This is a genomic window from Streptomyces sp. NPDC050416 (genome assembly GCF_044458845.1).
In the GTDB taxonomy this organism is placed as follows: domain Bacteria; phylum Actinomycetota; class Actinomycetes; order Streptomycetales; family Streptomycetaceae; genus Streptomyces.
Genome location: NZ_JBITII010000017.1, coordinates 34468 through 58427 on the forward strand (window position 1 = coordinate 34468; position 23960 = coordinate 58427).

The window sequence follows — 23960 nt, forward strand, 5'->3', positions numbered from 1 at the left end:
TCCCGGAGAGGCCTCGGAGGCGGCGTCAGTCGGTGGTGTACTGATGCAGCCCCGGCACGGTCAGCGTGCCGCCGAACTGGCCGGCCTGGGTGACCTTCACGTTGGTGAAGTAGATCAGCGGGATGTTCAGGGGCGGCGGGTGCTCCGGGTCGAACGTGACCGGGATCAGGCCGAGCAGGTTTCCGGAGATGCTCTCCGTGTACATCACCGTCTTGCCGTCGGTGATCGTGGACGTCGACCCCTTGGCGGCCTGGACGTGGTGGGTCTTGCCGGACTGCTTGTCCGTGACGAGCTGGTGCAGGTCCCCGATGTCGGTCCCGTCGTTGATGACGTACTTCAGCACCTTCTTGGTGGCGCCGCTCGCGGTCTTCACCTCGACGATGCCCTGGTAGTCGGCACCCTTCAGCGTCAGCGAGCTGGCCTCCAGACGCCAGGGCTCGTCGGGCACGAGGAGCTCGTTGTCCACGCCGCCCTCGGCGTCCGTGGCGGCCGGGCAGTCCTCGGGGTCCACGGAGGGGCTCGCGGACGGGCTGGGAGAGGCGGTGGCCTCCCCGGCCGCGTCCTCGGCCGCCTTCTCGACGGCCCCGGTGGTGTCCTCGGCCGCCTTCGACGCCGTGCCGGCCGTGTCCTTCACGGTGTCCTTCGCCGTGTCGGTGACCTTGTCGGTGGTCTCCTTGACGGTGTCGGACGGGGCGTCCTCGCCTGCGTCCGGGGACTTGCTCGTGTCCACGGGCTCGTCCGTGTCCCCGGACGGCGAGGCGGACGCGGACGGCGTGGGGCTCGGACTCTCGGTGGACTTGCCGCCGTCGAAGATGCCGCCGATCGCGTCGCCGATGTCCTCCAGCACGTTGCGGTCGCTCTGGGACGGCGACGGGCTCGGCGATGCCGCGTCGTCCTCGCCCGAGGTGCCCGAGGAGGGCGAAGGGGTCGGCGTGGGCTCGGTCTTGCCGCCCGTGTCGTCGGAACCTGAATCCGAGGAACCGGACGATTCCGCGGGGTCCTTGTCCGCGTCCGAGCCGCCCGCGGGCGTCGAGGGAGTCGGCTCGGACGTGTTCTCGTCCTTCTTGCCGTCCTCCTCGCCACCGCTCGTCGAGGGCGAGGGGGAGGCGCCGTCCTTGTCCTTGTCGCCCTCCAGCGCCGCGACGCAGTCCTTGTACTCGTCGGCCTTCAGGCTGTTCGAGGTCGACGGCTGGTCGTCGGCGAGGGCGAGCGTCGGGGTGAATCCCATGCCCATGAGGACCGCGGTGGGCATCGCCGCCATGGCTATCGCCTTGCCGGCGGGCATCTGGAACCGGGTGAACAGCGGCTTCTTGGGAGCCGCGTGACGAGGCCCCGTTCTCGCCCGAACCGGGGTCTCGGGCAACTGGTCGCGTGCGTCAGCCGACACGGTACCCCCCGTTTCGGGCCTCGGACCGGACGCCGTCCGCCGGACCACCGTCGCCGGTCTCGTGCGGCGTCTGCGGCGCGACCGGCTCATCGCCGGCGCCTTGGGGCGTGGGTTCCACGGCACCTTCTCCGGCCGGTCCGCGACCGGGCTTGTGCCGTCCCCCCTCGACACCCTCCGCGTTGCCGGGCGCCCAGGAGACCGCGAGCGCACCACCGAACAGCGCGAACAGGAAGCCGATGAGGAAGCCGCCGATGTTGGACACCACCAGCGACACCAGGGCGAGGATGATTGCCGCGACACCGGCGAAGACCCGCGTCGCCTGCTGGAACCACATGGTCAGACCCAGCGTGATCAGCAGGACCCCGATGATGAGGGAGCCGGCACCCGCGGTGGTCGCCATGGTGAGCGACATGGTCCCCAGCTTCAGGGTGGCGTAGGGGAAGTAGGCGATCGGCACCCCGCCGAGGATGGTGAACAGCCCTGCCCAGAACGGCCGGCTGCCCCGCCAGTCACGGAATCGCCGACGCAGCCGGGTGAAGGTCCCGGCGCTCTGGACCGGAGTCTCGGCACTCATGGAAAACAGCTCCCTCGGTCCGGTGGAGGTACGTACCGGCTCGGAAGTAGGCGTTCAGTAGCCGGAAGTTGTGAGTCTGTGAAGGTGCCCGGCGGACGGCCGGGCCAGGCCCGCGGGGCGGGAAACCATGGCTCCCCGCCCCTTCGGGGCGGCTCAGCCACCCCGCGGTGCCCGTGACACGGAGGCCGTCAGAAGCACTCCATGCCCTTGTCCGTGCCGAGACGCATCGACAGACCGTTGAGCGTGAACGTGCCAGCCGTGGTCGCCCACGCCGTCTGCTCGACGTTGGTGAGGTCGGCCGACTCGGCCTGCTGGGCGAAGCCGCCCGGCAGCACGTTCTCGCCCTGCTTCACGTCGGGGCCGCGGGTCTTGTCCTTGACCGCGACGCCGATGTCGATGTTCTTGAACTTCGCATCGGCGTCGAGCTGGGCGACGTCGATGTAGAGGTTCTTGGCCGTGACCGGCTTCTTGGGGTTGTTCCCCGCCTCAAGACGGAGGTAGACCGTCTTGCCTATGAGGGGGATCGGTGTCGCGACCGACTGGCACATCTTGGTGATCGTCGCGTCGTCGAACGACGAGATCGCCACCGGTACCGGCTTCTTTTCCTTGCCCTCGGTCGAGGCGTAGACGGTGTCGATTCCGCCGTACTGGGCGAAACCCTCACCGTGCAGGTGAGAGGCCTTCACCTTGAACTGCTGACCGGAGACGCTGAACGACGCGGCCAGCGCACCCTGCGCCAGCCCGACACCCACACATGCCGCAGCGGCGACGCTGGGCACCATCACCACAGCGAACCGCTTCCATCTGGTCCCGCCACGCACCTGGGACTCCATATTTCCTCCTTCTCGGACGTACATCTCCTGACCTGGCTCGCCCCGAATCGCGGCTCAGCCGTGCAGGGATGGGAGAAGTGCTACGTCCTCGGGAAGGAGAGCGCCTGCACTCGGCGGCGCAACTAGCGCCCGAATCACCGGCGATCACCCCCGAGCGACAACCACTGGTCGCGCCTGACACGCATCACGCACAACCCTGCTGGACAGGCTTCGCCGGGTGGGCGAAGACCCCCCTGTCCAAGAGCCGGCGCCACTGCCGCCGGCTCTGCTCGGTGGGGACCCTGGATGTCCCGCGACCCAACCGGCTGCCGGGGTACGGGAATGGACCGAGCGTGGCCGATCGTGGTGCATTCTCGCCGCCCGCACAAGGGGGTTCGTTACTGGCTAGTAACGGCGGGATAACCGAACAACGACCCCCCGGTCTCGGACGGCGACACAGGGTGGTGCCGGACGGCGGTACAAAGCTGTTGATCGCTGGACAGAAACCGACAGATCAACGCCCATGACTTACTCGTAGTAACAGCGGCCGCGATTACCAAGTTTTGGTAAAGCGCGGCCGCGGTGACGTCCTGTCGGTGAATCCTTCACACGGGCGCCACAGGCCCGTGTGTTTAACGACTGGTCAGAACAGGGCCCGCGCCAGGGCCCTGCGGGCCGCGATCACACGCGGATCCTCGGGTCCGACCACCTCGAACAGCTCCAGCAGCCGCATCCGTACGGTGTCACGGTCGTCACCCACCGTGCGCCCCACGGTCTCGATGAGCCGGCCGAAGGCGTCCTCCACGTGGCCGCCCACCAGATCCAGGTCGGCGGCGGTGATCTGCGCCTGCACGTCGGCCGGCTTCTCGGCCGCGTCCCTGCGCACCTGCTGCGGGTCGACGCCCTGCACCCGCTGGAGCAACTCGGCCTGGGCGAGGCCCAGTTTGGCCTCCTCGTTGCCCGGGTCCTCGCTCAGCACGTTCTTGTAGGCCTGGACGGCACCGCTCAGGTCGCCCGAGTCCAGCGCCTGCACGGCGGCTTCGAGGAGCGCGTCGTACGGGCCGGCCGGCCGCTCAGGGGCCGCCTGGGCGCCACCGCCCGGCTCGGCCTCGGGGTCGACGGCGAGGCCGGTCAGGCCGAAGCGCTGCTCGGCGACCTGCACCAGCTGGTCCAGTGTCTGCCGGATCTGCGCCTCGCCGGCGGCCCCCTGGAAGAGCGGCAGCGCCTGCCCCGCGACGACCGCGAACACCGCCGGGATCCCCTGGACGCCGAACTGCTGCATCAGCATCTGGTTGGCGTCGACGTCGATCTTGGCGAGCAGGAAGCGGCCGTTGTACTCGACGGCCAGCCGCTCCAGGACCGGGCTCAGCTGCTTGCAGGGCTGGCACCACTCGGCCCAGAAGTCGATGACGACGGGCACCTCGGCGGACCGCTGGAGGACGTCCCTCTCGAATCCCGCCTCGTCGACGTCGATGACGAGATCGGCCGGGGAGATCGCCCCCGTGCCACCCTCCCGGGCGGCTTGCGCACGCGCCTGCTCCGCCTTCGCCTTGGCCTCTTGGGCCGCCTTCACCGCGGCGAGGTCGACGACTCCGCTCATGGACATGTTCCGTGGCTGCATGCGTCTATCCTCCCCCGTACTGCGCGCGCGTGTGAAAAACGGTGTGAAAGCCAAGCCGGTCGGGTGCCCTTCGGCGCCGGGTCCCCACCCCACGCCAGGTCGCTCGAGCCCGTGTACGTCCCTCACGGGCTTTCGCTACGAGTCGTAGCGTAACGCCACACCCCGCCGCCGGAACACCACCCCCCGGTGATCTCCCTCACGGCCGCACGGGAAACGCCGGTTTATGGTCATGTCATGCCGAGTCGCAGCCCAGCCAGCCGCACCGGGCGCCCGCGCAGCGCCACGGCGGACGCCGCGATCCTGGCCGCGACGCGGGCGGCGCTGGTCGAACTGGGCTGGTCCAAGCTCACCTTGGGAGACGTCGCGACGCGCGCCGGGGTTGCGAAGACGACGCTGTACCGCCGCTGGGCGGGCAAGAACGAACTGGTCGTCGACGCGGTCGCGGAGCTCTTCGACGAACTTCAGCTCCCGGACAGCGGCTCACTGGCGGCGGACATCGAGGGCGTCGTCCTGCAGTTCGCCGCCATCCTGGCCCGCCCGGAGGCGAAGAGCGGCCTGATGGCAGTGGTCGCCGAGTCGACACAGGACGACGCCCTCCGGGAACGCATCCGCGCCTCCATCGTCGACCGACAGAAACGCCTGGTTCTCGAGGGCCGCGCCCGTGCCCAGCGGCGCGGCGAGCTCCCCGCAGAAACCGATCCGCAGCAGGCCGCGCGCACAGCCGACCTGATCTTCGACATGGTGGCGGGCGCGGTGGTGCACCGCACCCTGGTGAGTGCGGAACCGGCGGACGAGGAGTGGGTACGCCATTTCACGCGGGCGCTGCTGCTGGGCCTGGCGGGATGGGCGGAGGGCACCGGCTGATCCGACGAGCCGCGTCCCCGGGCTCGTCGGATCAGCCCCTGCGGAGCCGTTCGAGCTGTGCGTCCACAACGGCGTCGGGAATCGTCCCGGTTTCGGGATCCAGCATGTTCACCCCGTAGAAGCCCGCAACCACGCTCCCGGCGCGCACCACCCGGTAGTTCATGGTGATCCGTTGCTTGCCCGCATCACCCGTCACCCGGAAGGCGGCCTCTCCCGGCGCGGCCGGGCTGATGCGCTCGACCGAGTGATAGGTCAGCCCGGCCGTGGTGAAGGACCCCTCGCATCCGTCGACGGCGGTGTTGAGGGTGTCGATCACCCGACCGGCATCTTCACCGTCGTACGCGGACAGCCATACGTTCCCCACCGTCGCGTTCTTCGGATCCACCGGCTTGACCGTCCGATACACCTCGCTCAACGGGTTCACCGGAAGGTGGCCACCGATCAGCGCACCGAGGGGGGCGCACTCCTTGCGGTCCACGGCGTAGCCGCCCTCGAGCGGGATGTCCCGCGCGGCGAGCTTCTTCACCTCGTAGCCGGCGACGGTCCCTTCCAAGACGGCCTGGTCGAGCTCCTCCTTGCCCGGTGTCCTCGCGGGGCCGCCGTCCTGGCCGTGGTCCGACGCGGAAGTCGCGGCATTGCCCGTCCTCGCGCCCTTTGCATGGCCGGTTCCCGAGTCGGTGCTGCATGCCGTGGTGGTCACGAGGACCGCGCCCGTGAGGAGGGCGGCCGCTTTTGCCATCGTTCTCATCGGTTTTCTCTCAGACGATCGGGACCGGCAGGGACACGAGCGCCGTGCCCCTGCCGGCCTGCTGACGTGCGGCGCGAACGGCCGCACGTCAGCGGTTCGGTCAATGGATCAGACGGACGGCGGGCGGGTCAGCACCGACCCGTTCGCCATGGCCTCCACGGCAAGATCCGGGAACTCGGCCAGAGCCTCTTCCACGGAACCGGTCCGATACGTCACCAGACCGACGGGGCGTGGGTGGGCGTACCCGCGCTGGGCCTCCCAGGCGGAATCGCTGATGAACGTGGCCCACTCGGGCTCCCATGCCTCCACCGCTGCCGTCACGAGGCCACGGACGACGTCGAGGCCGAGGCGTTCCAGGGTGGTCCCGGCCGGTTCCCGGAAATGCAGGAAGACGCCGTTCTCCACCCTCGGCACGCCCGAAGTGCCTCCGCAGTGGATGTCGAGGGCCATGTCCGGGGTGTCGGAGAGAACCGGCAGTCTGAAGCCGAGGTCCGCGCCCTCGCGGCAGGCCAGGACGAACCGCTCCAGCTCGGCCGCGCCGGGGCGCAGTGGCCAGGACTCCGGTACGGCCTCCTCGTCGTCTCCGACCAGCCCGTACCACTCGCTCAGGCTGGAGTGCAGAGCCGCCAGCTCGCTCAGGAACGACGACAGCCGCTCCGCGCATTCGGACGCGGATTCGGGCCTGTCTCCCCAGCGGGAGGCCAGTGTGAACTGATCCGTCATGGCCACCACAACCTGATGTCGATACCGGGGTACTGGGCACGGAGTTCCTTCAGCCGCTGCTCGACCAGAGGCTTCATACCCGGGTTGATGGTGTTGATGGCGGTGTCCTCGAAGCGGATCCCGATGGGAGCTCCCTCGTATCCCTTGATGAGCGGGCGGGCACGCAGGTAGGCGGCGATCTTCTTGCCGACGTGCTTGTTCACCCAGTTCCGCTGCTGTGTCGAGTTCATCGGGAACGTGGCGGTCTTGTTCTCCCACAGGACACCGTCCTTGACCAAGTCGATGTCGGTGATCGTGTCAGCCAGGTTCTTCGGGTCGTCGATCTGGAGTTTGTTCTCGCCTTCTCGCGCGTGGTACTTCCCGTCGGAACCGAGCTGCGGCCTCGCCTTGTCGGTGAAGGTGACGTTCCTGCAGCTCTCCGCACCGGGGTGCGAGCATGGAGTGCTGGACTTGCCGATCGAGCCCTTGTCGGGTTCCTTCCTGGCGGCCTCGATGACCTTACGGAGGTGGTCCAGCGTGCGCTTGCCCCACTCGGCCTCCTCGAAGAACCTGCCGATCCTCGATGCGACGACACCGATCGCCTTCGTCACCGCGGGCAGCTTGCCGATGACGACCACGAGACCGGCCGCGTTGACGGCGGTCCACAGGCAGCTCTCGACATCACCCTGGCCGAAGCAGCGTTTGGCGTCATTGACGCCGATGACCTCGAGGAGGACGTCGGCACCGTTCTTCTTGATCCAGTCGATGACGGACGCGGCTACGGCCGCATTGGCCTCGTCCCATTCGTCCACGCACGTCTGACCGCACGTCTTGAGCAGCAGAGCACGGTCGTCGGCGCTCAGCTTGCCGTCGGCGCCGGCAACGCCCGTCTCACCGGACTCCATGGCCCGCCGGCGCTCTGCCTCGAGGCGCTTGCGCTCTTCCTCCTCCGCGCGGGCGGCGGCCTTCTGCGCGTCGCTCGCCGCCTGGTTCGCGTTGTCGGCGGCGTTCTGCGCACCGGCGGCGTCGCTGGCCGCACGGCGAGCCGAGAAGTCGGCCGCGTCCGCCTGGTCCGTCGCCTCCCTGGCCGCCTGGCGGGCGCCGGTGGCGCTCTTCTCCGCCTGGGTCGCCTCGTTGTCCGCGGCCGAGGCCTCCGCCTCCGCGCTGTTCGCCGACAGGGTCGCGCTCACCGCGCTGCCGCCTGCCTTGACCGCGTACCCGTCGGCGTCCTTGGCCAGCTTCTTCGCTTCGGCGGCCGCCGTGTGTGCCGCCTGTGCCGAGGCCTGCGCGTTCTTGTACGCGGTCGCGGCGCGGGAGGCGTCCTTCGCCGCCTCGGCCGAGGCTGTGGCGGCGGCCTTGTCGTCCTTGCCCGCCTTGTCGGCGAGGGCCTGCGCCTCCTTGGCCATGCGCTGGGCCTCGGCGGACTTGGCCTCGGCCGCCTTGGCCTGCTTCTCGGCGAAGGACAAGGCCTGCTGGCCCGACAGGACCGCGAAGGCGGCGGCGGAGTCGGTCTCCTGGTACGCCGTACCGATGGAGATCGCCTCGTTCGCCGGGGCCCGTGCCTTGTCGGCCGAGTCCCGGGCGGCGAGCGCGGCCTGGGTGGTCGCGTACGCCTCCCCCACGGTCTCGGCCGCGGACTTCGCCGTCTTGAGGGCCTCGCTGTGCGCGGCGACGGCGTTGTCCTGCGCGATCTTCGCCTGCTCCTTGGCCTTCGCCGCCTCCGCACCCGCCTTCTTGGCGTTGACGGCGGCTTCCTCGGACGCGTCGATCGCCTCGGCGGCCGCGGCGTGCGCGGTCTGGGCAGCGCTGAACGCACCCCAGTAGGAGTCCCAGGCACCGTCCGCGGCCTGGCGGGACTTCGTCGCGCTGGACTTGGCCTTGGTCGCTGCGGCCCGCGCGTTCACGGCCGCGGTCGTGGCGTCGTCGGCGGCCTTGCGGGCGCCTGCGGCGTCGGCCGCGGCCTGCTTGGCGGCAGCGCGGGCATCGCCGGCGGCCTCCTTGGCGCCTGCTGCCGCGTCGGTGCCCTCGGCAGCCGCTGCGGCCGCCTCCAACGCGGCGGCACGGGCCTCGTACGCCTTCTTCTCCTGCTCGGCCTGGTACGCCTTGTCGCGAGCGACCTCGGCGTCCGCCTCCGCCCGCTCAGCGGCGATCCGCTTGGTGGATGCGGTGTCCGCCGCGCTGTCCGCATCGCCGCGGGCACTGGTCGCCGAGCCCTTCAGGTCCTGGGCCCTTTTCTCCGCGGTCTCGGCCTTGGCGCGCTCCGCGGCGGCCGTGGCGCGGTAGGCGGCCGCGTTGGCCCGCTCCAGTTCCGCCGTGGTTGCCTTGGCTGCCGCGTTCCCGGCCTGCTGGCGGGCGATCTCCTTCTGCTCCGCGGCCGTCTTCTGCGCGTCCTGCGCCGTGGTCGCGTTCGCGGCGGCCTTGGTGGCGTAGGCCTCTGCGGAGTCGGCGGCGCTCTTGGCTTGGCGTGCCGCCTCCTCGGCGGCCACCCGGCGGAACTCGGTGTTCACCGCGTGCGCCTTGGTCTGCGCGAGCTTGAGCAGGGTGGCCGTGTCCTTGGCTGTCGCCTTGGCCGCGCTGGATGCCGTTTGGGCCGCTTGGGAGGCCGCCTCCGCCGCGGCGGAGGACGCCTTGGCCGCCTGGACGGACTGTTGTGCGTACACCAGACCGCGGCCCCGCGGCTCCTGCCGGGCGTCGGCGATCTTGTACGCCTCGGTCTGTGCGCTGCCCGCGCTGGTGGCGGCGGTCTTCGCGGCGGCGGCCAGCTTCATCGCCTTGTCCGCAGCCGCGGCGGCATTGGTGCGGGCCTTCGTCAGGTCCTTCCCGGCCTTGTCGAAGACGCTCTTGGCCGGGCGCAGGACGTCGTCGGCCGGCTTGCCGGCCCAGTACTTCTGCCAGAGCAGGATCTGTTCGGCGAGCCACGCCTGACCGACCGAGTCGATCATCGCGTCGGTGGCGTCGCGGGCCGCCTTCGCCGCGTTCGACTCCGCCTTGATGATGGTGGCCCGCTGCGCGGCCTGGGCTGCGTACTCCTGCTCCCACTCGACGCCGGCGGTCAGGACGACCTGGTTCATGACGCGGCGCGCGTCGACCGGGTTGAGGCTGTCGCAGGCCCCGAAGGCGCCCTTGAGGGCTTCGACCTCCACCCGGAACTCGGCGGTACCCGGCTCGGGTGCCTTGCCTGGGTAGCCGCCGTGCCGCAGGTAATAGGCCAGGTCGGAGGCGGTGGTGGTGCGGTAGGTGGACTGTCCCGCGTCCTTGAGCATCTCGTCAGCGGCCTGGTCGTTCCAGGAGTCCGCGCCCTTGGTCGCGTTGGAGAGCACGGTGGCCTGGTCGACGACCGTCTTGCTGGGCACGGCGTGGCCGTCCTGCCCGAACTTGTTCAGCAGGTTCTTGCCGGCGCCGAGCGTGAAGTCGGTGATGGACTTGTCGAACTCCGGCGCGTGCAAGGTGATCTCGCCGCTGGACGAGGTCTGGGCATAGACCTTGTTCGCCGCCTCGAGATCCGACTTGCGTTTGCGGGAGTTGTCCAGATAGCCGGAGGCGGAATCCCGGTCGGTGACCATCGCGTCGCCCATCTGGGCGTAGAAGTCGGCCGGGGTGCCGATGACCGCGTGGAGCTGGGCGTCGGTGCCGGTCAGGCCTTCGATCGCCTTGGCCTTCATCGCAGGGCCACCGATGTGCAGCGAGAACCCGGCGGTGCAGCGGTCGAGCCGGGGCTGTTCGCCGACGCTGTTGCGGTAGAGGCCGGTGTCCGGCTCGTCGGCCGCCCGCGGGGCGGCGGATACGGGAGCGGCCGAGATCAGACCCGCCACCACGGAGGTGGACACCGCGAGGATGGTCGCTGCCGTTAACTGCGGTCGTATCCATCGTCGTCCGCGCGGTGTTCTTCTCAACCGCGTTTTCCTGAGCACTACTTCCCCCTAGGAAGTCGCAAAGAGGCGGCACCTCAGGGGAAGCAGGGCACACGTCAGCCAGGAAAGGTGATGTAGATGCGTGGCACTCCCCCGGGCGTGCCGAAATGACGGGCGTCGGGACGCAACGGAATGGTCAGTTCCTGCCGGACGCCGTGGCCACCATAGGCATGGGTTTGATCTGCAGAGCAAGACCGTTTCGCCGCGGTCGGTTACCAAGGGTCACTTGGCGGGCGGCTGTGAAGCCGACGAGGGGCGTTGTTGCCCACGCAACCCCTGCGTGACGTTATTTTCACTTCTCCCTCACGCGACTCTCACTACAAACACGTACTGTGACGATGAGATGGAAGTCACAGATGCGAAGACACCGCTGCCGTCGTCAGGAGTGTGGGCGATCCGGTCGGTGCCCATGGGGAAGTACTGCCGCAGCGGGCGACCGCAAGAGGTGGCGTGGGAGGGGCCGCACGGTCGTGGCCGACCGCGTACGTCTCGTCGAGCGTCGACGCGCTGAGCGGCGCGAGGGAGGCGGGGGGTGCGGGGGTACCCGCTGCGGGTGGTCGGCAGGCGTACCGCACCTCCGGGAAGCGGGCAGATCGGGGAACCCACCTTCGTCCCTCTGCCCGGCGCGTGATGGCCGTTGCGCCACCTCTTGCCTGTCCGCAGGGTGCCGGCGATGCGGGCCGCACTCGCATCCCCTGGGCCGAGGTGTTGCAACGACCACCAGAACGGAAGCCGAGGCCGGCAGCTCGGCGATGAGCCTCGTCAGAAGCCGGCTGGCTCGGTGTACACCCCCCACTCGTCCCGCAGCACCCCGCAGATCTCGCCGAGCGTCGCCTCGGCGCGTACCGCCTCCAGCATCGGCTCGATCATGTTCGCGTCCGACCGCGCCGCGGCGACCAGGTCGTCGAGCGCCGCACGGACCCGCGCGTCGTCCCGCCCGGCCTTCCGCTCCGCGAGCACCCGGACCTGCTCCCGCTCCACCTCGTGACTGACCCGCAGGATCTCCAGATCCCCGGTCACCGAGCCGGTGTGGACGTTCACCCCGACGACCTTCTTGTCGCCCTTCTCCAGCGCCTGCTGGTACCGGAACGCCGACTCCGCGATCTCCCCGGTGAACCAGCCGTCCTCGATGCCCCGCAGGATCCCGGAGGTGATCGGCCCGATCGGGTGCTGTCCGTCGGGGTGCGCCCGCAGTCCCCGCTCCCTTATCTGCTCGAAGATCTTCTCGGCGTCGGCCTCGATCCGGTCCGTGAGCTGCTCGACGTACCAGGAGCCGCCCAGCGGGTCGGCCACGTTGGCGACGCCGGTCTCCTCCATCAGCACCTGCTGCGTCCGCAGAGCGATCTCGGCCGCCTGCTCGCTGGGCAGTGCGAGGGTCTCGTCGAGGGCGTTGGTGTGCAGCGAGTTGGTCCCGCCGAGCACGGCCGCCAGTGCCTCCACGGCCGTCCGTACGACGTTGTTGTACGGCTGCTGCGCGGTGAGGGAGACGCCCGCGGTCTGCGTGTGGAAGCGCAGCCACTGGGCCTTCTCGGACTTCGCGCCGTACACGTCCCGCATCCAGCGGGCCCAGATCCGCCGGGCCGCCCGGAACTTCGCGATCTCCTCGAAGAAGTCGACGTGCGCGTCGAAGAAGAAGGACAGGCCGGGCGCGAAGACGTCGACGTCCAGCCCGCGCGACAGCCCCAGCTCCACGTACCCGAAGCCGTCCGCCAGCGTGTACGCCAGCTCCTGGGCGGCCGTCGCCCCGGCCTCGCGGATGTGGTACCCGGAGACGGACAGCGGCTTGTACGCGGGGATGCCGGCCGCGCAGTGCTCCATCAGGTCGCCGATGAGCCGCAGATGCGGTTCCGGCTGGAAGAGCCACTCCTTCTGGGCGATGTACTCCTTGAAGATGTCCGTCTGGAGCGTGCCGTTCAGGACGGACGGGTCGACGCCCTGCCGTTCGGCGGTGACCAGGTACATGCAGAACACGGGCACGGCCGGTCCGCTGATGGTCATGGACGTCGTCACGCCACCCAGCGGGATGTCCTTGAACAGGACCTCCATGTCGGCCGCCGAGTCGATCGCGACCCCGCAGTGCCCGACCTCGCCCAGCGAGCGCGGGTCGTCGGAGTCGCGGCCCATGAGCGTGGGCATGTCGAAGGCGACCGAGAGCCCGCCTCCGCCGTTGCGGAGGATCATCTTGTAGCGCTCGTTGGTCTGCTCGGCGTTGCCGAACCCGGCGAACTGCCGGATCGTCCAGGTACGCCCCCGGTAGCCGGTCGCGTAGAGCCCGCGGGTGAAGGGGTACTCCCCGGGCCAGCCGATCCGCTCGAACCCCTCGTACCTGTCACCGGGCCGGGGACCGTACACCGGCTCCACGGGGTCGCCGGAGAGCGTCGTGAAGTCGGCGTCGCGCTTGCGCGCCGCGTCGTACCGGGCCTGCCAGCGGCGGCGGCCTTCCTCGATGGCGTCAGCGTCCATACCATCGAATTTACTAGGACGTCCAAGTAAATGTCGATGGCAGACCGCCGTACGTTCGTCCGTACGGCGGTGCGGTTACGCCTTGGCGGTCGCGGGCGAGTCCTCCGCGACCCTGGCCTCGAGCTCGTGGCTGATCTTGCGCTCCACGAAGAACGCGGCCGTCGGGATGGTCCCGGCGAGCAGCACCCAGATCTGCTTGCCCACCGGCCACTTAGCCTTTGAACCCAGGTCGAAGGCGAAGATCAGGTACACGACGTAGAGCCAGCCGTGCGCGATGCCGACGACGCGCGTGAAGTCGGCGGCACCGTCCATCTCGAGCAGGTACTTGGCGATGACGCCGAGGGTCAGCAGGACCAGCAGCACACCGGTGACGTAGGCCATCACGCGGTAGCGGGTCAGCACGCTCTTTTTCATGCCGTCGAGCGTAACCACCCGTTCCGGGAGATCTTGGCCCGGGTCACCCCTCCTCGAAGTCCCCCGCGGCGATCCGCAGCGGCCGCAGCATCGCGAAGATCTCGGCGCACTCCTCCGCGTCGTACACCCCGAGCCCGAAGTCCATCGCCATCAGGTCGCGGGTGGCCGCCTCGACCACCTCCCGGCCCTTGTCGGTGATGCTGGCGAGGGTGCCGCGCCCGTCGTTGGGGTTGGGCCGCTTGTCGACGAGGCCCGACTTCACGAGCCGGTCGACGGTGTTCGTCACGGACGTGGGATGCACCATGAGCCGCTCGCCGATCTTGGACATCGGCAGCTCGCCGGACTTGGAGAAGGTGAGCAGCACCAGCGCCTCGTACCGCGCGAACGTCAGCCCGTACGGCTTGACCACCGCGTCGACCTCGGCGAGGAGGATCTGCTGGGCGCGCATGATCGAGGTGATCGCGGCCATGGACGGCACGTTTCCCCAGCGCTGCTTCCAGCGTTCGTCGGCGCGCGCGATCGGATCGAAGGAGAGACTGAGCGGCTTCGGCACGAACCCGACCTTACCGGCCGGTCACATGCTGGTCAGCCCCCGTCTCGGCCTTCGGTCACCGGCGCCCTCGGGCACGATCTCGAAGACCCCGGTCCACCGGTCGTCATGCAGACAGGCGTTCATCGGCCCGACCAGAGCGGTGTGATCAGGGTCGGTGCGCCACCGCTTGATGGCGTCGAGGCTTTCCCACTCACTGGTGAGCAGCCATCGACCGGGATCGTCGACGGAGCGGCAGAGCTGTTCGCGCAGATGTCCGGGAAACCGCTTGGCTCCGTCGCGTACGCCTTCGTAGGCGTCCACGAAATCCGCTTCCCTTCCCTCCCGGACGCGCAGCAGGCGAACCACTCGCACCCGCGCCGGTGCGCTTACCTCCCCCGTCACGACGGGTCGAGAACGACGGGGAGTTCCGCGAGCCCGCGGAAGGCGGGGAACGGCACGGTCAGCCAGCGCACGTCCTCCGGCTCCCCGACCAGGGCCATGCCGGGGTGGCGCCCGAACAGCGTGCCGAGGGCGATCTGCATCTCCAGACGTGCCAGAGGCGCGCCGATGCAGTAGTGCGGGCCGAGGCCGAATGCGAGGTGCGTCGCCTGGACGTTCGGGCGCTCGACGTCCAGGCGGTCCGGGTCGGGGAACATCTCGGGGTCCCGGTTGGCCGCCGTGAGCGAGATCTGCACGAGCGCACCCTTGGGGATGAGTGTGTCGCGCATCTTGATGTCTTCCGTCGCGTAGCGGAACGTCGAGTTCTCCACCGAGGTCTCGAACCGGAAGATCTCTTCGACGGCCGCGGCCGTCGCCGCCGGGTCCCGGAAGGCCAGGCGCTTCTGCTCCGGCTGGCTGAGCAGGTGGTAGACGGCGTTGCCGAGCTGGTACGCGGTCGACTTGTGGCCCGCGAAGAGCAGCACCCACGCGGTGGAGACGAGTTCGTGGTCGGTGAGCGCGCCGTCCTCGTCCTGCGCCGTGACGAGTGCGCTGAGCAGAGCTCCGTCCGGCTCCTTCCGCTTCCGCGCGATCAGGTCCACCAGATAGTCGCGCAGATTGCCCTCGGCCCGTTCCAGCGCCTTTCTCGCCTCCGGCCCGAAGCCGGTCTGGGCGACGGTGGCGGACCATTCCTGGGCCTGCTTGCGTTCGTTCTCCGGGACGCCGAGCAGCTCGCAGATCACGTGCAGCGGCAGCGGGAAGCAGAACTCCGGAAGGAGGTTCACGGGCTCCGATGCCGGACAGCGGTCCAGCAGTTCGTCGGTGATCTTCTGGACCTTCGGGCGCAGCGATTCCACCCTTTTGGGGGTGAAGGTGTTACCGACGATCCTGCGGAGCCTGGTGTGCTTCGGAGGGTCCGAGAAGAGCATGTTGTCGTCCAGGGCGATCGACGAGTCGCCGAAGATCCGGTGATAGGCGTCGATGGCGCCGTACATGTCCTTGCTCAGCCGAGGATCGGCCAGGGCGGCGCGGGCGTCGTCGTACCGGGTGATGAGATACGTGTCGACCCCGTGGGGGGGCTTCAGCGGGCACACGGGTGCTGTCGCCCTGAGCGTGGCGTAGGCGGGATGCGGGTTGGCGCGAAACTCCCGGCTGCAGGCCGAGGCCGCGGCAGCGGCCTCTTCTGACGACATTTCCTCGGATGCGAACGCTTGCGTCATGGCTGGTCCCGGGGGTCGAGAGTTCGTCGGTCGGTGACACGATTTCCCGGCCGGCACTGTGCCGCAAACGCTGCTGGGCCATATGAGCTCGAGCGCCGCAAGGCAGTGTGCAGAATTGCTCCGGTTACCCGGCCGGCGTACCCCAGGGCGCCCCGGATCGCGCGCGCACACCCTGCTTGGTAAACATCATGGACGGGCCAGTCCACCGTTCCCGGGCTGTGCAGTCGCCGGATGACGAGGAAAACCAGTGAGCGGACACGGAGTGGAATCTGTACCAGTTCTCATCGTAGGCGGATCCCTGGTGGGTCTTTCCGCCTCCGTGTTCCTGGGGCGTCTCGGAATCGAGCACATGCTGGTGGAGCGGCATGCCGAGACATCGACGCACCCACGTGGCCGCGGGAACAACGTGCGCACCATGGAGATCTTCCGGACCGCCGGACTCGAGCAGAACGTGCGGGAGGCCGCCATGGCTCTCGCCGGGAACGACGGCGTCCTTCAGGTGGACACCCTCGTCGGGAACCGGCGCCGCTGGATCGTTCAGGACATCGCCGCAGGCATGGATGTCTCCCGGATCAGCTCCTCGGACTGGTGCCTGTGCAGCCAGAACGATCTGGAGCCGGTCCTGCTGGACCGCGCCCGCGAGGGCGGAGACATCCGCTTCGGTACGGAGCTGCTTTCCTTCACGCAGGACGCAGAGGGAGTCCTGGCGCAGGTGTTGCGCCGGGACACCGGTGAGATCCGTACCGTGAAAGCCGATTTCCTGGTGGCCGCCGACGGCCCGAGAAGCCCCGTTCGCAAACGTCTGGGAATCGGCCAGTCCGGACCCGGTTCCCTGTTCCACAACATCAGTGTCACGTTCCGGAGCAAGGCCCTCAAAGAATACGTCGGGCCGAAGCGCTTCATCGTCTGCTACACCACCGATCCACAGGGAGAAGGCGCCTTGCTGCCCGTGGACAACGAGGAACAGTGGGTCATTCATATTCCTTGGTCCTTCGATCGGGGCGAAACCCTGGAGGACTTCGGAGACGAGCGCTGCGCGGCACATATTCGCGCGGCCGTCGGTGTTCCGGACATTGATGTCGAAGTCACGGGAAAGGCGCCCTGGCACGCCTCCAAACTGGTCGCGGACAGCTACGGGCAGGGCCGGGTCTTTCTGGCCGGTGACGCGGCGCACGAAATGCCGCCCAACGGGGCGTTCGGCTCCAACACCGGAATCCAGGACGCCCACAACCTCGCTTGGAAACTCGCCGCGGTACTCCGCGGCTGGGCCGGCCTGCCGCTGCTCGGCACCTACGAGTGCGAACGACGGCCTGTCGCCGTCACGACGAGCACCCGCGCCTCCCGGCAGGCCGCCGATGAGCAGCACCCCGCATTCGGCCCGGCAGCGCGACGCAACAACGACGCGGCGGACCTCATGACGGTCGCGCTCTGCTACCGGTACGCCTCGGACGCCGTAGTGGGCGCCTCGCCTGAGCGGCCGGTCGTCCCGGAGACCTTCCTGATCGACGGAGAGCCGGGGAGCCGCGCACCCCACATGTGGGTCCGCAGAGCAGGCGCCAGGATCTCCACTCTCGATCTGTACGAGCGCTCCTTCGTCGTGCTCGCCGGGGCCGAAGGCGGGCGGTGGCGCCGCGCGGCGCAGCAGGCCGGCGAGAGCCTGGGCGTTCCGGTCGAGGTGTATCTCGTGGGAGACGGCCCGGATCACGACCTCGTTCCCGAGCCGGATGCCGACTGGGCGGCGCTGCACGGCACCGCTGACGACGGTGCCGTCCTCGTACGCCCGGACGGCTTCGTCGCCTGGCGCGCGCCCACCCACCTGCCGTCCGCCGGTCGTGTGCTGACGGACGTGCTGCAGACCGTGCTCTGCCGCGGCTGAACACCCACCGAAACGACCACGCCGAGGACATGCCGATGACATTCGAAGACGGCCCCGTCGCGGGCCGAGTGGACGTCCACCACCATTTCACCGCGCCGGCCTGGCTGGATTGGGCGGAAGAACACGGGGTCGTCAACCGCGAGCGGCTGCCCTGGTGGACACGCTGGGACCTGGACGCGGCTCTGGAGGTCATGGACAAGACGGGCATCAGCACCGCCGTCATGACCGTCGCGATGCTCGGACGGTTCCGCGAGCGCGCGGAGCGCCAGGAGAGCGCACGGATCGCCCTGCGTGCGGCGGCCGACGTCGTCGAGGACCATCCCGCGCGCTTCGCCTTCTTCACTCCCGTGTTCCTGGACGACCTGGAACTCTCGCAGTGGAGCCTCCGTTACGGACTCGACGAGCTCGGGGCCGTCGGAGTGAGCACGAGAACGAGCATGGACGGTGTCTACCTCGGTGACGCCACCCACGACCGCCTCCTGCAGGAACTGAACGACCGGTCCGCCGTCATCAGCACGCACCCCATGGAAGTGCCGGCCGGAAAGGAGGGCGGTCCCGGACTGCCGGGAATGCCGCCCTTCGTGTGCGACTTCCTCATGGACACCACGCGCGCGGCGATCAACCTGATCCGGAACGGCACCCTGGACCGCTATCCGAATCTCAGCTTCGTCCTTCCCCATGGAGGAGGCTTCCTGCCGTACATGGCCACTCGGCTCGAACTCTTCGGCGGGCACCTCACCCCCGGGATCGAGCCGGGCAGGGTCCGTGACTACCTGCACCGGTTCTACTTCGACACCGCCGGCCCCATGTCTCCCTCCGCCACGCCCACGCTGCTGGCCACGGTGGACCCCAGCCGGATCCTTTTCGGCACGGACTGGCCGCCCACCCCCGCGCAGGTCGTCGCCGACATCGCGGTACCCGCCCTGGACGCCGATCCCTTCGTCTCGCCGGAGCAGCTCAGGGGCATCAACCGGGAGAACGCCCTGCGTCTGCTGCCGGTACTGGCCGGCTCCTCCTAGCTCCCGGCCTGGCCGCACGCACGAGAGAAGGCCGCCGCCCTCGCGGGCGGCGGCCTTCTCTCGTCGGCTTCACCGGGTGACCGGGGCCGTGTCTCTCTCCCAGTGGTAGAAGCACTGAGCCATCGCGTCCTTCGGACCGCGCCAGGTCTGCGGGTCGTACGGGCTCACGTATGCCTCGAGCTTGCTGCTGATGTCGCGGAACTCGGGGTGCCCGGCCACGCGCGCGATGGCGGGGCCCGGGTCCTGCTCGGCCTCGATGAAGTGCATGTACACATCGCCGAACTGGAAGAGGGAACGCTGGGTCACCCCGACGAGGTGGGGCAGGTCGCCGCGGTCGGAGGCCGCGAAGACCTCGGCGATGTCCGGAGCCGCGTGCGGGGCCATCCGGGCGACGATCAGGGCGTGGTGCATGGAGTCTCCTTACACGGCGGGGCCGTTCAGGCGGGCGTGACGGGTGAGGTCCGCCGCTCGTCGGCGACCTGCTCGATGCGGTCGCGGATGAGGGCCATCTGGACGGGCGAGTTGCGGTTGATGATGTCCGTCATCCCGGCGTCGTCGACCGGCGCGTCCGGCCTCATGGCGAAGTCCTGGGTCCAGCGCATCCGGATGCCGTCGGGTGTCTCTTCGTACTCCCAACGGATGTTCATGTACTCGAACGGACCGGGTTCGACCCGGCGTGCCGTGACGGTGAGCTTGTCGCGGTCGGTGGTCCGTTCCGACACCCAGCTCCACACCTTGCCGTTCTCGTCGGGGTGCATGGTCAGGCGGAAGGTCACCGTGTCGCCCTGCCGGGTCAGCACCTCGGCGTCCGCGTACTCGCTGAACAGCTGCGGCCATCTCTCGACGTCGTTGGTCATGTCCCAGACGAGGTCGAGAGGTGCGGCGATGGTGATCTCGTTCTCGGTGTGCCCTGCCATCTCAGGCTCCTGCCGTGAGTGTGCTGTTGACGAGGTCGAGGAAGTCGCGGGGGCTCTTGCACTTCTCCGCGTCGGTGGGCAGCGCCCGGGCGTGCCGGTTCTCCAGCTCGCCCACGATGCCGAGGAGGCCGAGCGAGTCCAGCCCGAACTCGGCGAAGGGGGTGTCGATCCGGGCTTCGAGGTCGTGCGGGTCGACGGTGACACCGGCGGCCTTCTTCATCAGTGCGGCCAGCTCTTCGAGGGTCACTTCACTGCTCATGCGCGTTCTCCTTTGTCGTACGGATGCGGTGGGCTTCACCGGGCGGCCGGTCCCGGGTCGCGGCGCAGTACCAGCGCCGCGTTGGAGCCCATGAGTCCACGGCTGAGGACCAGGGCCGTGCTCAGCTCGGCCGGGCGCGCCGTCGACGTCACCAGGTCGATGTCGTGGCAGATGTCGAAGACGTTGGGCGTGGGCGGGATCAGCCCTTCTTCCATGGCCATCACCGCGGCCACGACGTCCAGCAGGGGTGCCCCGCAGTAGGACCGCCCGATGCCGGTCTTGGGGGCTGTGACGGGCACGCGGGTGCCGTGCGCGCCGAGGGCGTCGGCGAGGGCGAGGGCCTCGGCGCGGTCCGCCTCCGGGACGCCCAGCGCGTCGGCGAAGACCACGTCGATCTCCTCCGGCGCGCAGCCGGCCTCGTCGAGGGCACCGCGGATGGCGTGCGCGAGTCCCTCGCGTGAGCGGTCCCAGCGCGAGGCGCCGGTGAACGTCGCCGCATGGCCCGCCACGGTGGCGCGGACGTCCGCGTCACGTCGGCGTGCGCGGTCCAGGTCCTCGGCGACCAGCACGGCACCGCCCTCGGCCGGCACGAAGCCGCAGGCCTCGGAGGTGAAGGGCCGATAGGCCCGCGCCGGGTCCTCGACGGTGCTGAGTTCGGGGTATCCGAGCTGGCAGACCATCGAGTACGGAGCCAGCGGCGCTTCCGCCGCCCCGACCACGACCACGTCGGTTCCCCGCCCCACGGTCCGGGCGGCGTGCGCGACGGCGTCCAGGCCGCCGGCCTCATCGCTCGCGACCACCCCGCAGGGGCCCTTGAAGCCGCTGCGGATGGAAATCTGGCCCGTGCTGGCCGCGTAGAACCAGGCGATGGACTGGTAGGGACCGACGAACCGGGACCCCTGCCCCCACAGCTTCTGCAGCTCCCGCTGGCCGAACTCACCACCACCGGATCCGGCGGCGGTGACGACACCGACGGAGTACGGGGAGTCGGTGGCGGCATCGCTCAGTCCCGCGTCCTTCAGGGCCGCACCGGCGGCGGCCATCGCGAAGTGGCTGAACCGGTCGGTCTGGACGAGGAAGGTCTCCTCGATGAGTGCCGAGGCGTCGAAGCCCCGGACCTCGCCGGCGACGCGGAGCGGAAGGTGCCCGCACCCCTCCCGGGTGATCCGGTCGAGTACGGACAGGCCCTCCTTGACGGACTTCCAGTAGGTCTCCGTGTGCAGACCGTTGGGCGCGACCACGCCGATCCCCGTGATGGCGGTGCGGCGGTTCGGCTGAGCACTCATCGCTTCCTCCCGGCCGGCCCCGTCAGGAGCACCGCGGACTGGAACCCGCCGAAGCCGCTGCCCACGGACAGCACGTTGGCGAGCTTGCGCGGGCGTGCGGTGCGCGGTACGTAGTCCAGGTCGCACTCGGGGTCCGGGGTCTCGTAGTTCGCCGTCGGCGGGACCACCTGGTGGGCCAGGGCCAGCACGCAGGCGACGACCTCGATCGCGCCGATCGCACCGAGCGAGTGGCCCACCATGGACTTGATCGAACTCATGGGCGTGTCGTAGGCGTGGGCGCCCAGGGACCGCTTGACCGCGGCGGTCTCGTGACGGTCGTTCTGGCGGGTGCCCGAGCCGTGCGCGTTGACGTAGTCGATGAATGAGGGATCCAGACGGGCCTGTCCGAGCGCGGTGTCGATGGCCCTGGCCATCTCCAGGCCCTCGCTGGTCAGCCCGGTCATGTGGTACGCGTTGCCGAAGGTGGCGTAGCCGCCGATCTCGCAGTAGACGTGCGCGCCGCGGGCACGGGCGTGTTCGAGCTCCTCCAGGACGAGCACGGCGGAGCCCTCTCCCATGACGAATCCGTCGCGGTGGGCGTCGAAGGGCCGGGAGGCGTGCGCGGGGTCGTCGTTGTTCGGCGATGTCGCCCTGATGGCGTCGAAGCAGGCCATGGTGATCGGGGAGATCGGGGAGTCGGACGCTCCGGCGATGCAGATGTCGGCGCGGCCGTCCTCGATCGTGTGGAAGCCGTAGCCCACCGCGTCGAGTCCGGAGGTGCAGCCGGTCGACACGGTCTGCACCGGCCCCTGGGCGCCGAAGTACTCGGCGACGTCGGACGCCAGGGTGCTGGGCGAGAACGCCCGGTGCAGGTGCGGGCCGGCGACGCGGTGGTCGACGTCCCAGCGTTGCCCTCGCTCGCTGACCAGGACGTAGTCGTGCTCCAGGCGGGTCGTGCCGCCCACGGCGCTGCCGAGCGAGACGGCCACGCGCCAGGGGTTCCCGGCGCCGAAGTCGATGCCGCAGTCGGCCACCGCCTCCGCGGCGGCGACGAGAGCGAACTGTATGTACCGGTCGGCGCGTTCGGCCAGGTCGGGATCGAGCCCGTGCGCGAGCGGGTCGAAGTCGCACTCGGCCGCGATGCGCGACCGCAGCCCCTCCGGGTCGAACAGGGTGATGCCGCGCGTCGCGGTACGGCCGCTGGAGAGGAGGTCCCAGAAGGCCGGCACCCCGATACCGCCCGGGGCGACGACGCCGATGCCGGTGACCGCCACCCGCCGGGTCATGAGGGCACCCCGCGTCGCTCCGGCTGCGCTCCGTCCCCCTGCACGGCCGGGTACGTCTCGCCGCTCGCGTTCCCCTCCAGGGCTTCCGTGTCGACGTGGCCCATGCTCGGCTTCGGGGCCAGCGGACCCAGATGGAAGACCATCCTGGCTTCGGCGCCACCGGTGTTGCGGAAGCGGTGCCGCATACCGATGGGGATCATGAGGCCCTGGTCGGCGCGGATCGGGTGGGTCACGTCGTCCAGGTCGACTTCCAGTTCGCCCTGGACGACGTAGACGAACTCCTCCGAGTACGGGTGGTAGTGCTCGCTGATGCGTTCACCCGGCTGCATGATGGCCAGGCCCATGAACCCGCTCGTGGAACCCACCGTGAGGGGCGTGAGCAGGGTGCGCAGGTCGCCGCCACGCTTGCGGTTGGGCTCGGTCTCGCTGAGGTCCACGATGCGCGGGCGCGTCTTGTGCATGGTCCGTCTCCAGGTCGGTCTGTGGGCGGTGTCGTCCATGGGCGGGTGTCGTCCATGGACCGTCAGGACTGGGCAGCCCTGCGATCGGTGATCAGCGTCATGTCGGTGTGCGCAAGGAGGCGGGTGGCGTCCCGGTCGCTCGAGAGCGTCCCTTCGACGCCGAGTGCGGCGCCGTCGAGCAGGCGGGCCAGCACGGCGGCCTTCCGCGTGCCGTGCAGGCCGAGCACCCTGACCGGATCGGTCTCGGGATCCCGCGTGTCGATGAGACGGACGACCAGGTCGTCCCGGTGGAAGACGGTGCTGCGGTGCACGGGCCCGGCGGGGTCGGCCGCGGCGGTCTCGTCCTGCTGGGCGAGCAGCCGGGCCAGCGCCATCCCGCAGCCCTCACGGGCCGGGTAGTACAGGGCGTGACGCCGCAGACCCTCCGGCTCCGGTCCGCCACGCGCCACATGGTGTACGGCCGGCATGGCCGCGCGGATGAAGAAGGCCCGTGCCGAGGCTGGGTCGGTCAGATCCCTGCTCTGTTCCAGGTGCGGATTGAGGGCTTCCTCGACGGCCCGCACCTCCGGCTGACGCGAGACGTGGCGCAGCGCCGTCTGCAGATCGCCCTCCACCTCGACGGTGCGTACGACTCGGTTGCCGTGCATGAACAGCGTCGTGCGGCGCAGTCGTGTGGAGTCGTCGGCGCGGGCCTGGGGCGGCGCGTATCCGGCGAGGATGTCCGCGACCTTCGACTCGGAGCCGGGTTTTACGGTGAACGTCAGCGCATGGCGCGTCACTCCGTCACCCATCCGCACCGGCGCCTGGACCCCGTCAGCGGTCCCGGCGGTGGGCGGGAGCGCACGCCCGGTCTCACGGACGATGCTGTAACGCATCGACCGGATGTCCCGGACGCAGTCCTGCATGGGCCTGACGGTCTCCAGGTGCTCTTCGCTGTTCACCCAGGCGAGGTACGGCGGCGCGGTCGCCCATTCGCTGGTGATGAGCCACTGGGAGGGGTTCTCCACGGACTGGCACAGTTGGTCACCGAGGTGACCGGGAACCGACGCGACCCGGCTGCGCATGTGCTCGTACGCGTCGAGGAACCGCTGCTGGGCGCCTTCGTGGAGATCGACGAGCAGGATGACGCGCAGCCTGGAGCCGTCGAACGCCGACTGGGACGTATACGTCGAAGTGTTCACCGGCAGGCCC

The 23960-nt window shown here is 69.6% G+C and carries 22 protein-coding genes; 3 read left to right on the forward strand and 19 right to left on the reverse strand.

Translation table 11 applies throughout. From position 1 onward, the window contains the following. Positions 1-25 precede the first annotated feature (25 nt). From ACIBL4_RS37070 to ACIBL4_RS37085, 4 genes are all read right to left on the reverse strand, one after another. Complete coding sequence (locus ACIBL4_RS37070) at positions 26-1285, reverse strand: hypothetical protein (protein ID WP_399416291.1); 1260 nt, start codon at positions 1283-1285, stop codon at positions 26-28. A gap of 91 nt (positions 1286-1376) precedes the next feature. Further along, entirely contained in the window at positions 1377-1961 is a 585-nt protein-coding gene (locus ACIBL4_RS37075) for a DUF6114 domain-containing protein (protein ID WP_399416211.1), read from the reverse strand. Between the two features lie 188 nt (positions 1962-2149). Next, positions 2150-2794 carry a DUF6230 family protein gene (locus ACIBL4_RS37080; RefSeq protein ID WP_381042078.1) on the reverse strand — a complete coding sequence of 215 codons (645 nt, stop codon included), beginning with the start codon at positions 2792-2794 and terminating at the stop codon, positions 2150-2152. 622 nt (positions 2795-3416) lie between these two features. Continuing rightward, the gene (locus ACIBL4_RS37085; RefSeq protein WP_399416212.1) at positions 3417-4394 is read right to left on the reverse strand and encodes a tetratricopeptide repeat protein; all 978 of its coding nucleotides are present in this window, start codon (positions 4392-4394) and stop codon (positions 3417-3419) included. 234 nt (positions 4395-4628) lie between these two features. Here ACIBL4_RS37085 and ACIBL4_RS37090 point away from each other — a divergent pair, with 234 nt between their 5' ends. Beyond that, the gene (locus tag ACIBL4_RS37090) at positions 4629-5258 is read left to right on the forward strand and encodes a TetR/AcrR family transcriptional regulator (protein WP_399416213.1); all 630 of its coding nucleotides are present in this window, start codon (positions 4629-4631) and stop codon (positions 5256-5258) included. Positions 5259-5289: 31 nt separating this feature from the next. On the opposite strand, the gene ACIBL4_RS37095 is transcribed toward ACIBL4_RS37090, so the two are convergent. The 8 genes from ACIBL4_RS37095 to ACIBL4_RS37130 form a co-directional block, all read right to left on the reverse strand. Next, the gene (locus ACIBL4_RS37095) at positions 5290-5997 is read right to left on the reverse strand and encodes a hypothetical protein (RefSeq protein WP_399416214.1); all 708 of its coding nucleotides are present in this window, start codon (positions 5995-5997) and stop codon (positions 5290-5292) included. Between the two features lie 117 nt (positions 5998-6114). Continuing rightward, positions 6115-6729: an Imm52 family immunity protein gene (locus ACIBL4_RS37100; protein WP_399416215.1), complete on the reverse strand. Its 615-nt coding sequence runs from the start codon at positions 6727-6729 to the stop codon at positions 6115-6117. Beyond that, positions 6726-10535 carry a hypothetical protein gene (locus ACIBL4_RS37105; RefSeq protein ID WP_399416216.1) on the reverse strand — a complete coding sequence of 1270 codons (3810 nt, stop codon included), beginning with the start codon at positions 10533-10535 and terminating at the stop codon, positions 6726-6728. The genes ACIBL4_RS37100 and ACIBL4_RS37105 overlap by 4 nt, the downstream gene beginning before the upstream one ends. 846 nt (positions 10536-11381) lie before the next feature. Next, positions 11382-13082 (reverse strand): methylmalonyl-CoA mutase, encoded by a 1701-nt coding sequence (locus ACIBL4_RS37110; protein ID WP_399416217.1) that lies wholly within the window; start codon positions 13080-13082, stop codon positions 11382-11384. A gap of 75 nt (positions 13083-13157) precedes the next feature. After that, the gene (locus tag ACIBL4_RS37115) at positions 13158-13496 is read right to left on the reverse strand and encodes a DUF3817 domain-containing protein (protein WP_399416218.1); all 339 of its coding nucleotides are present in this window, start codon (positions 13494-13496) and stop codon (positions 13158-13160) included. A gap of 43 nt (positions 13497-13539) precedes the next feature. Continuing rightward, positions 13540-14049 carry a MarR family winged helix-turn-helix transcriptional regulator gene (locus ACIBL4_RS37120; protein ID WP_086844677.1) on the reverse strand — a complete coding sequence of 170 codons (510 nt, stop codon included), beginning with the start codon at positions 14047-14049 and terminating at the stop codon, positions 13540-13542. A gap of 21 nt (positions 14050-14070) precedes the next feature. Further along, a complete protein-coding gene (locus ACIBL4_RS37125) occupies positions 14071-14430 on the reverse strand; it encodes an antibiotic biosynthesis monooxygenase family protein (protein ID WP_399416219.1) in 360 nt (119 codons plus the stop codon). Then, positions 14427-15686, reverse strand: coding sequence for a cytochrome P450 (locus tag ACIBL4_RS37130; protein ID WP_399416220.1), 1260 nt, complete (start codon positions 15684-15686; stop codon positions 14427-14429). The genes ACIBL4_RS37125 and ACIBL4_RS37130 overlap by 4 nt, the downstream gene beginning before the upstream one ends. Positions 15687-15933: 247 nt before the next feature. Here ACIBL4_RS37130 and ACIBL4_RS37135 point away from each other — a divergent pair, with 247 nt between their 5' ends. Together ACIBL4_RS37135 and ACIBL4_RS37140 are read left to right on the forward strand one after the other, a co-directional pair. Beyond that, positions 15934-17562: an FAD-dependent oxidoreductase gene (locus ACIBL4_RS37135; RefSeq protein ID WP_399416221.1), complete on the forward strand. Its 1629-nt coding sequence runs from the start codon at positions 15934-15936 to the stop codon at positions 17560-17562. 35 nt (positions 17563-17597) lie between these two features. Then, entirely contained in the window at positions 17598-18581 is a 984-nt protein-coding gene (locus ACIBL4_RS37140; RefSeq protein WP_399416223.1) for an amidohydrolase family protein, read from the forward strand. A gap of 69 nt (positions 18582-18650) precedes the next feature. Here ACIBL4_RS37140 and ACIBL4_RS37145 read toward each other — a convergent pair whose 3' ends face one another. From ACIBL4_RS37145 to ACIBL4_RS37175, 7 genes are all read right to left on the reverse strand, one after another. Beyond that, entirely contained in the window at positions 18651-18992 is a 342-nt protein-coding gene (locus ACIBL4_RS37145) for a TcmI family type II polyketide cyclase (RefSeq protein WP_399416224.1), read from the reverse strand. A 26-nt stretch (positions 18993-19018) separates the two neighbouring features. Next, entirely contained in the window at positions 19019-19498 is a 480-nt protein-coding gene (locus ACIBL4_RS37150) for an SRPBCC family protein (RefSeq protein WP_399416225.1), read from the reverse strand. 1 nt (position 19499) lies between these two features. Beyond that, entirely contained in the window at positions 19500-19757 is a 258-nt protein-coding gene (locus tag ACIBL4_RS37155; RefSeq protein WP_397695758.1) for an acyl carrier protein, read from the reverse strand. Positions 19758-19792: 35 nt separating this feature from the next. After that, complete coding sequence (locus tag ACIBL4_RS37160) at positions 19793-21043, reverse strand: ketosynthase chain-length factor (RefSeq protein ID WP_399416226.1); 1251 nt, start codon at positions 21041-21043, stop codon at positions 19793-19795. Further along, positions 21040-22308, reverse strand: a complete 1269-nt coding sequence (locus tag ACIBL4_RS37165) for a beta-ketoacyl-[acyl-carrier-protein] synthase family protein (RefSeq protein WP_399416227.1) — start codon at positions 22306-22308, stop codon at positions 21040-21042. Before ACIBL4_RS37165 ends, ACIBL4_RS37160 begins: the two co-directional genes overlap by 4 nt. Then, positions 22305-22769, reverse strand: a complete 465-nt coding sequence (locus tag ACIBL4_RS37170; RefSeq protein WP_399416229.1) for a cupin domain-containing protein — start codon at positions 22767-22769, stop codon at positions 22305-22307. Before ACIBL4_RS37170 ends, ACIBL4_RS37165 begins: the two co-directional genes overlap by 4 nt. A gap of 62 nt (positions 22770-22831) precedes the next feature. Further along, complete coding sequence (locus tag ACIBL4_RS37175) at positions 22832-23950, reverse strand: SchA/CurD-like domain-containing protein (RefSeq protein WP_399416230.1); 1119 nt, start codon at positions 23948-23950, stop codon at positions 22832-22834. Positions 23951-23960 lie beyond the last annotated feature (10 nt).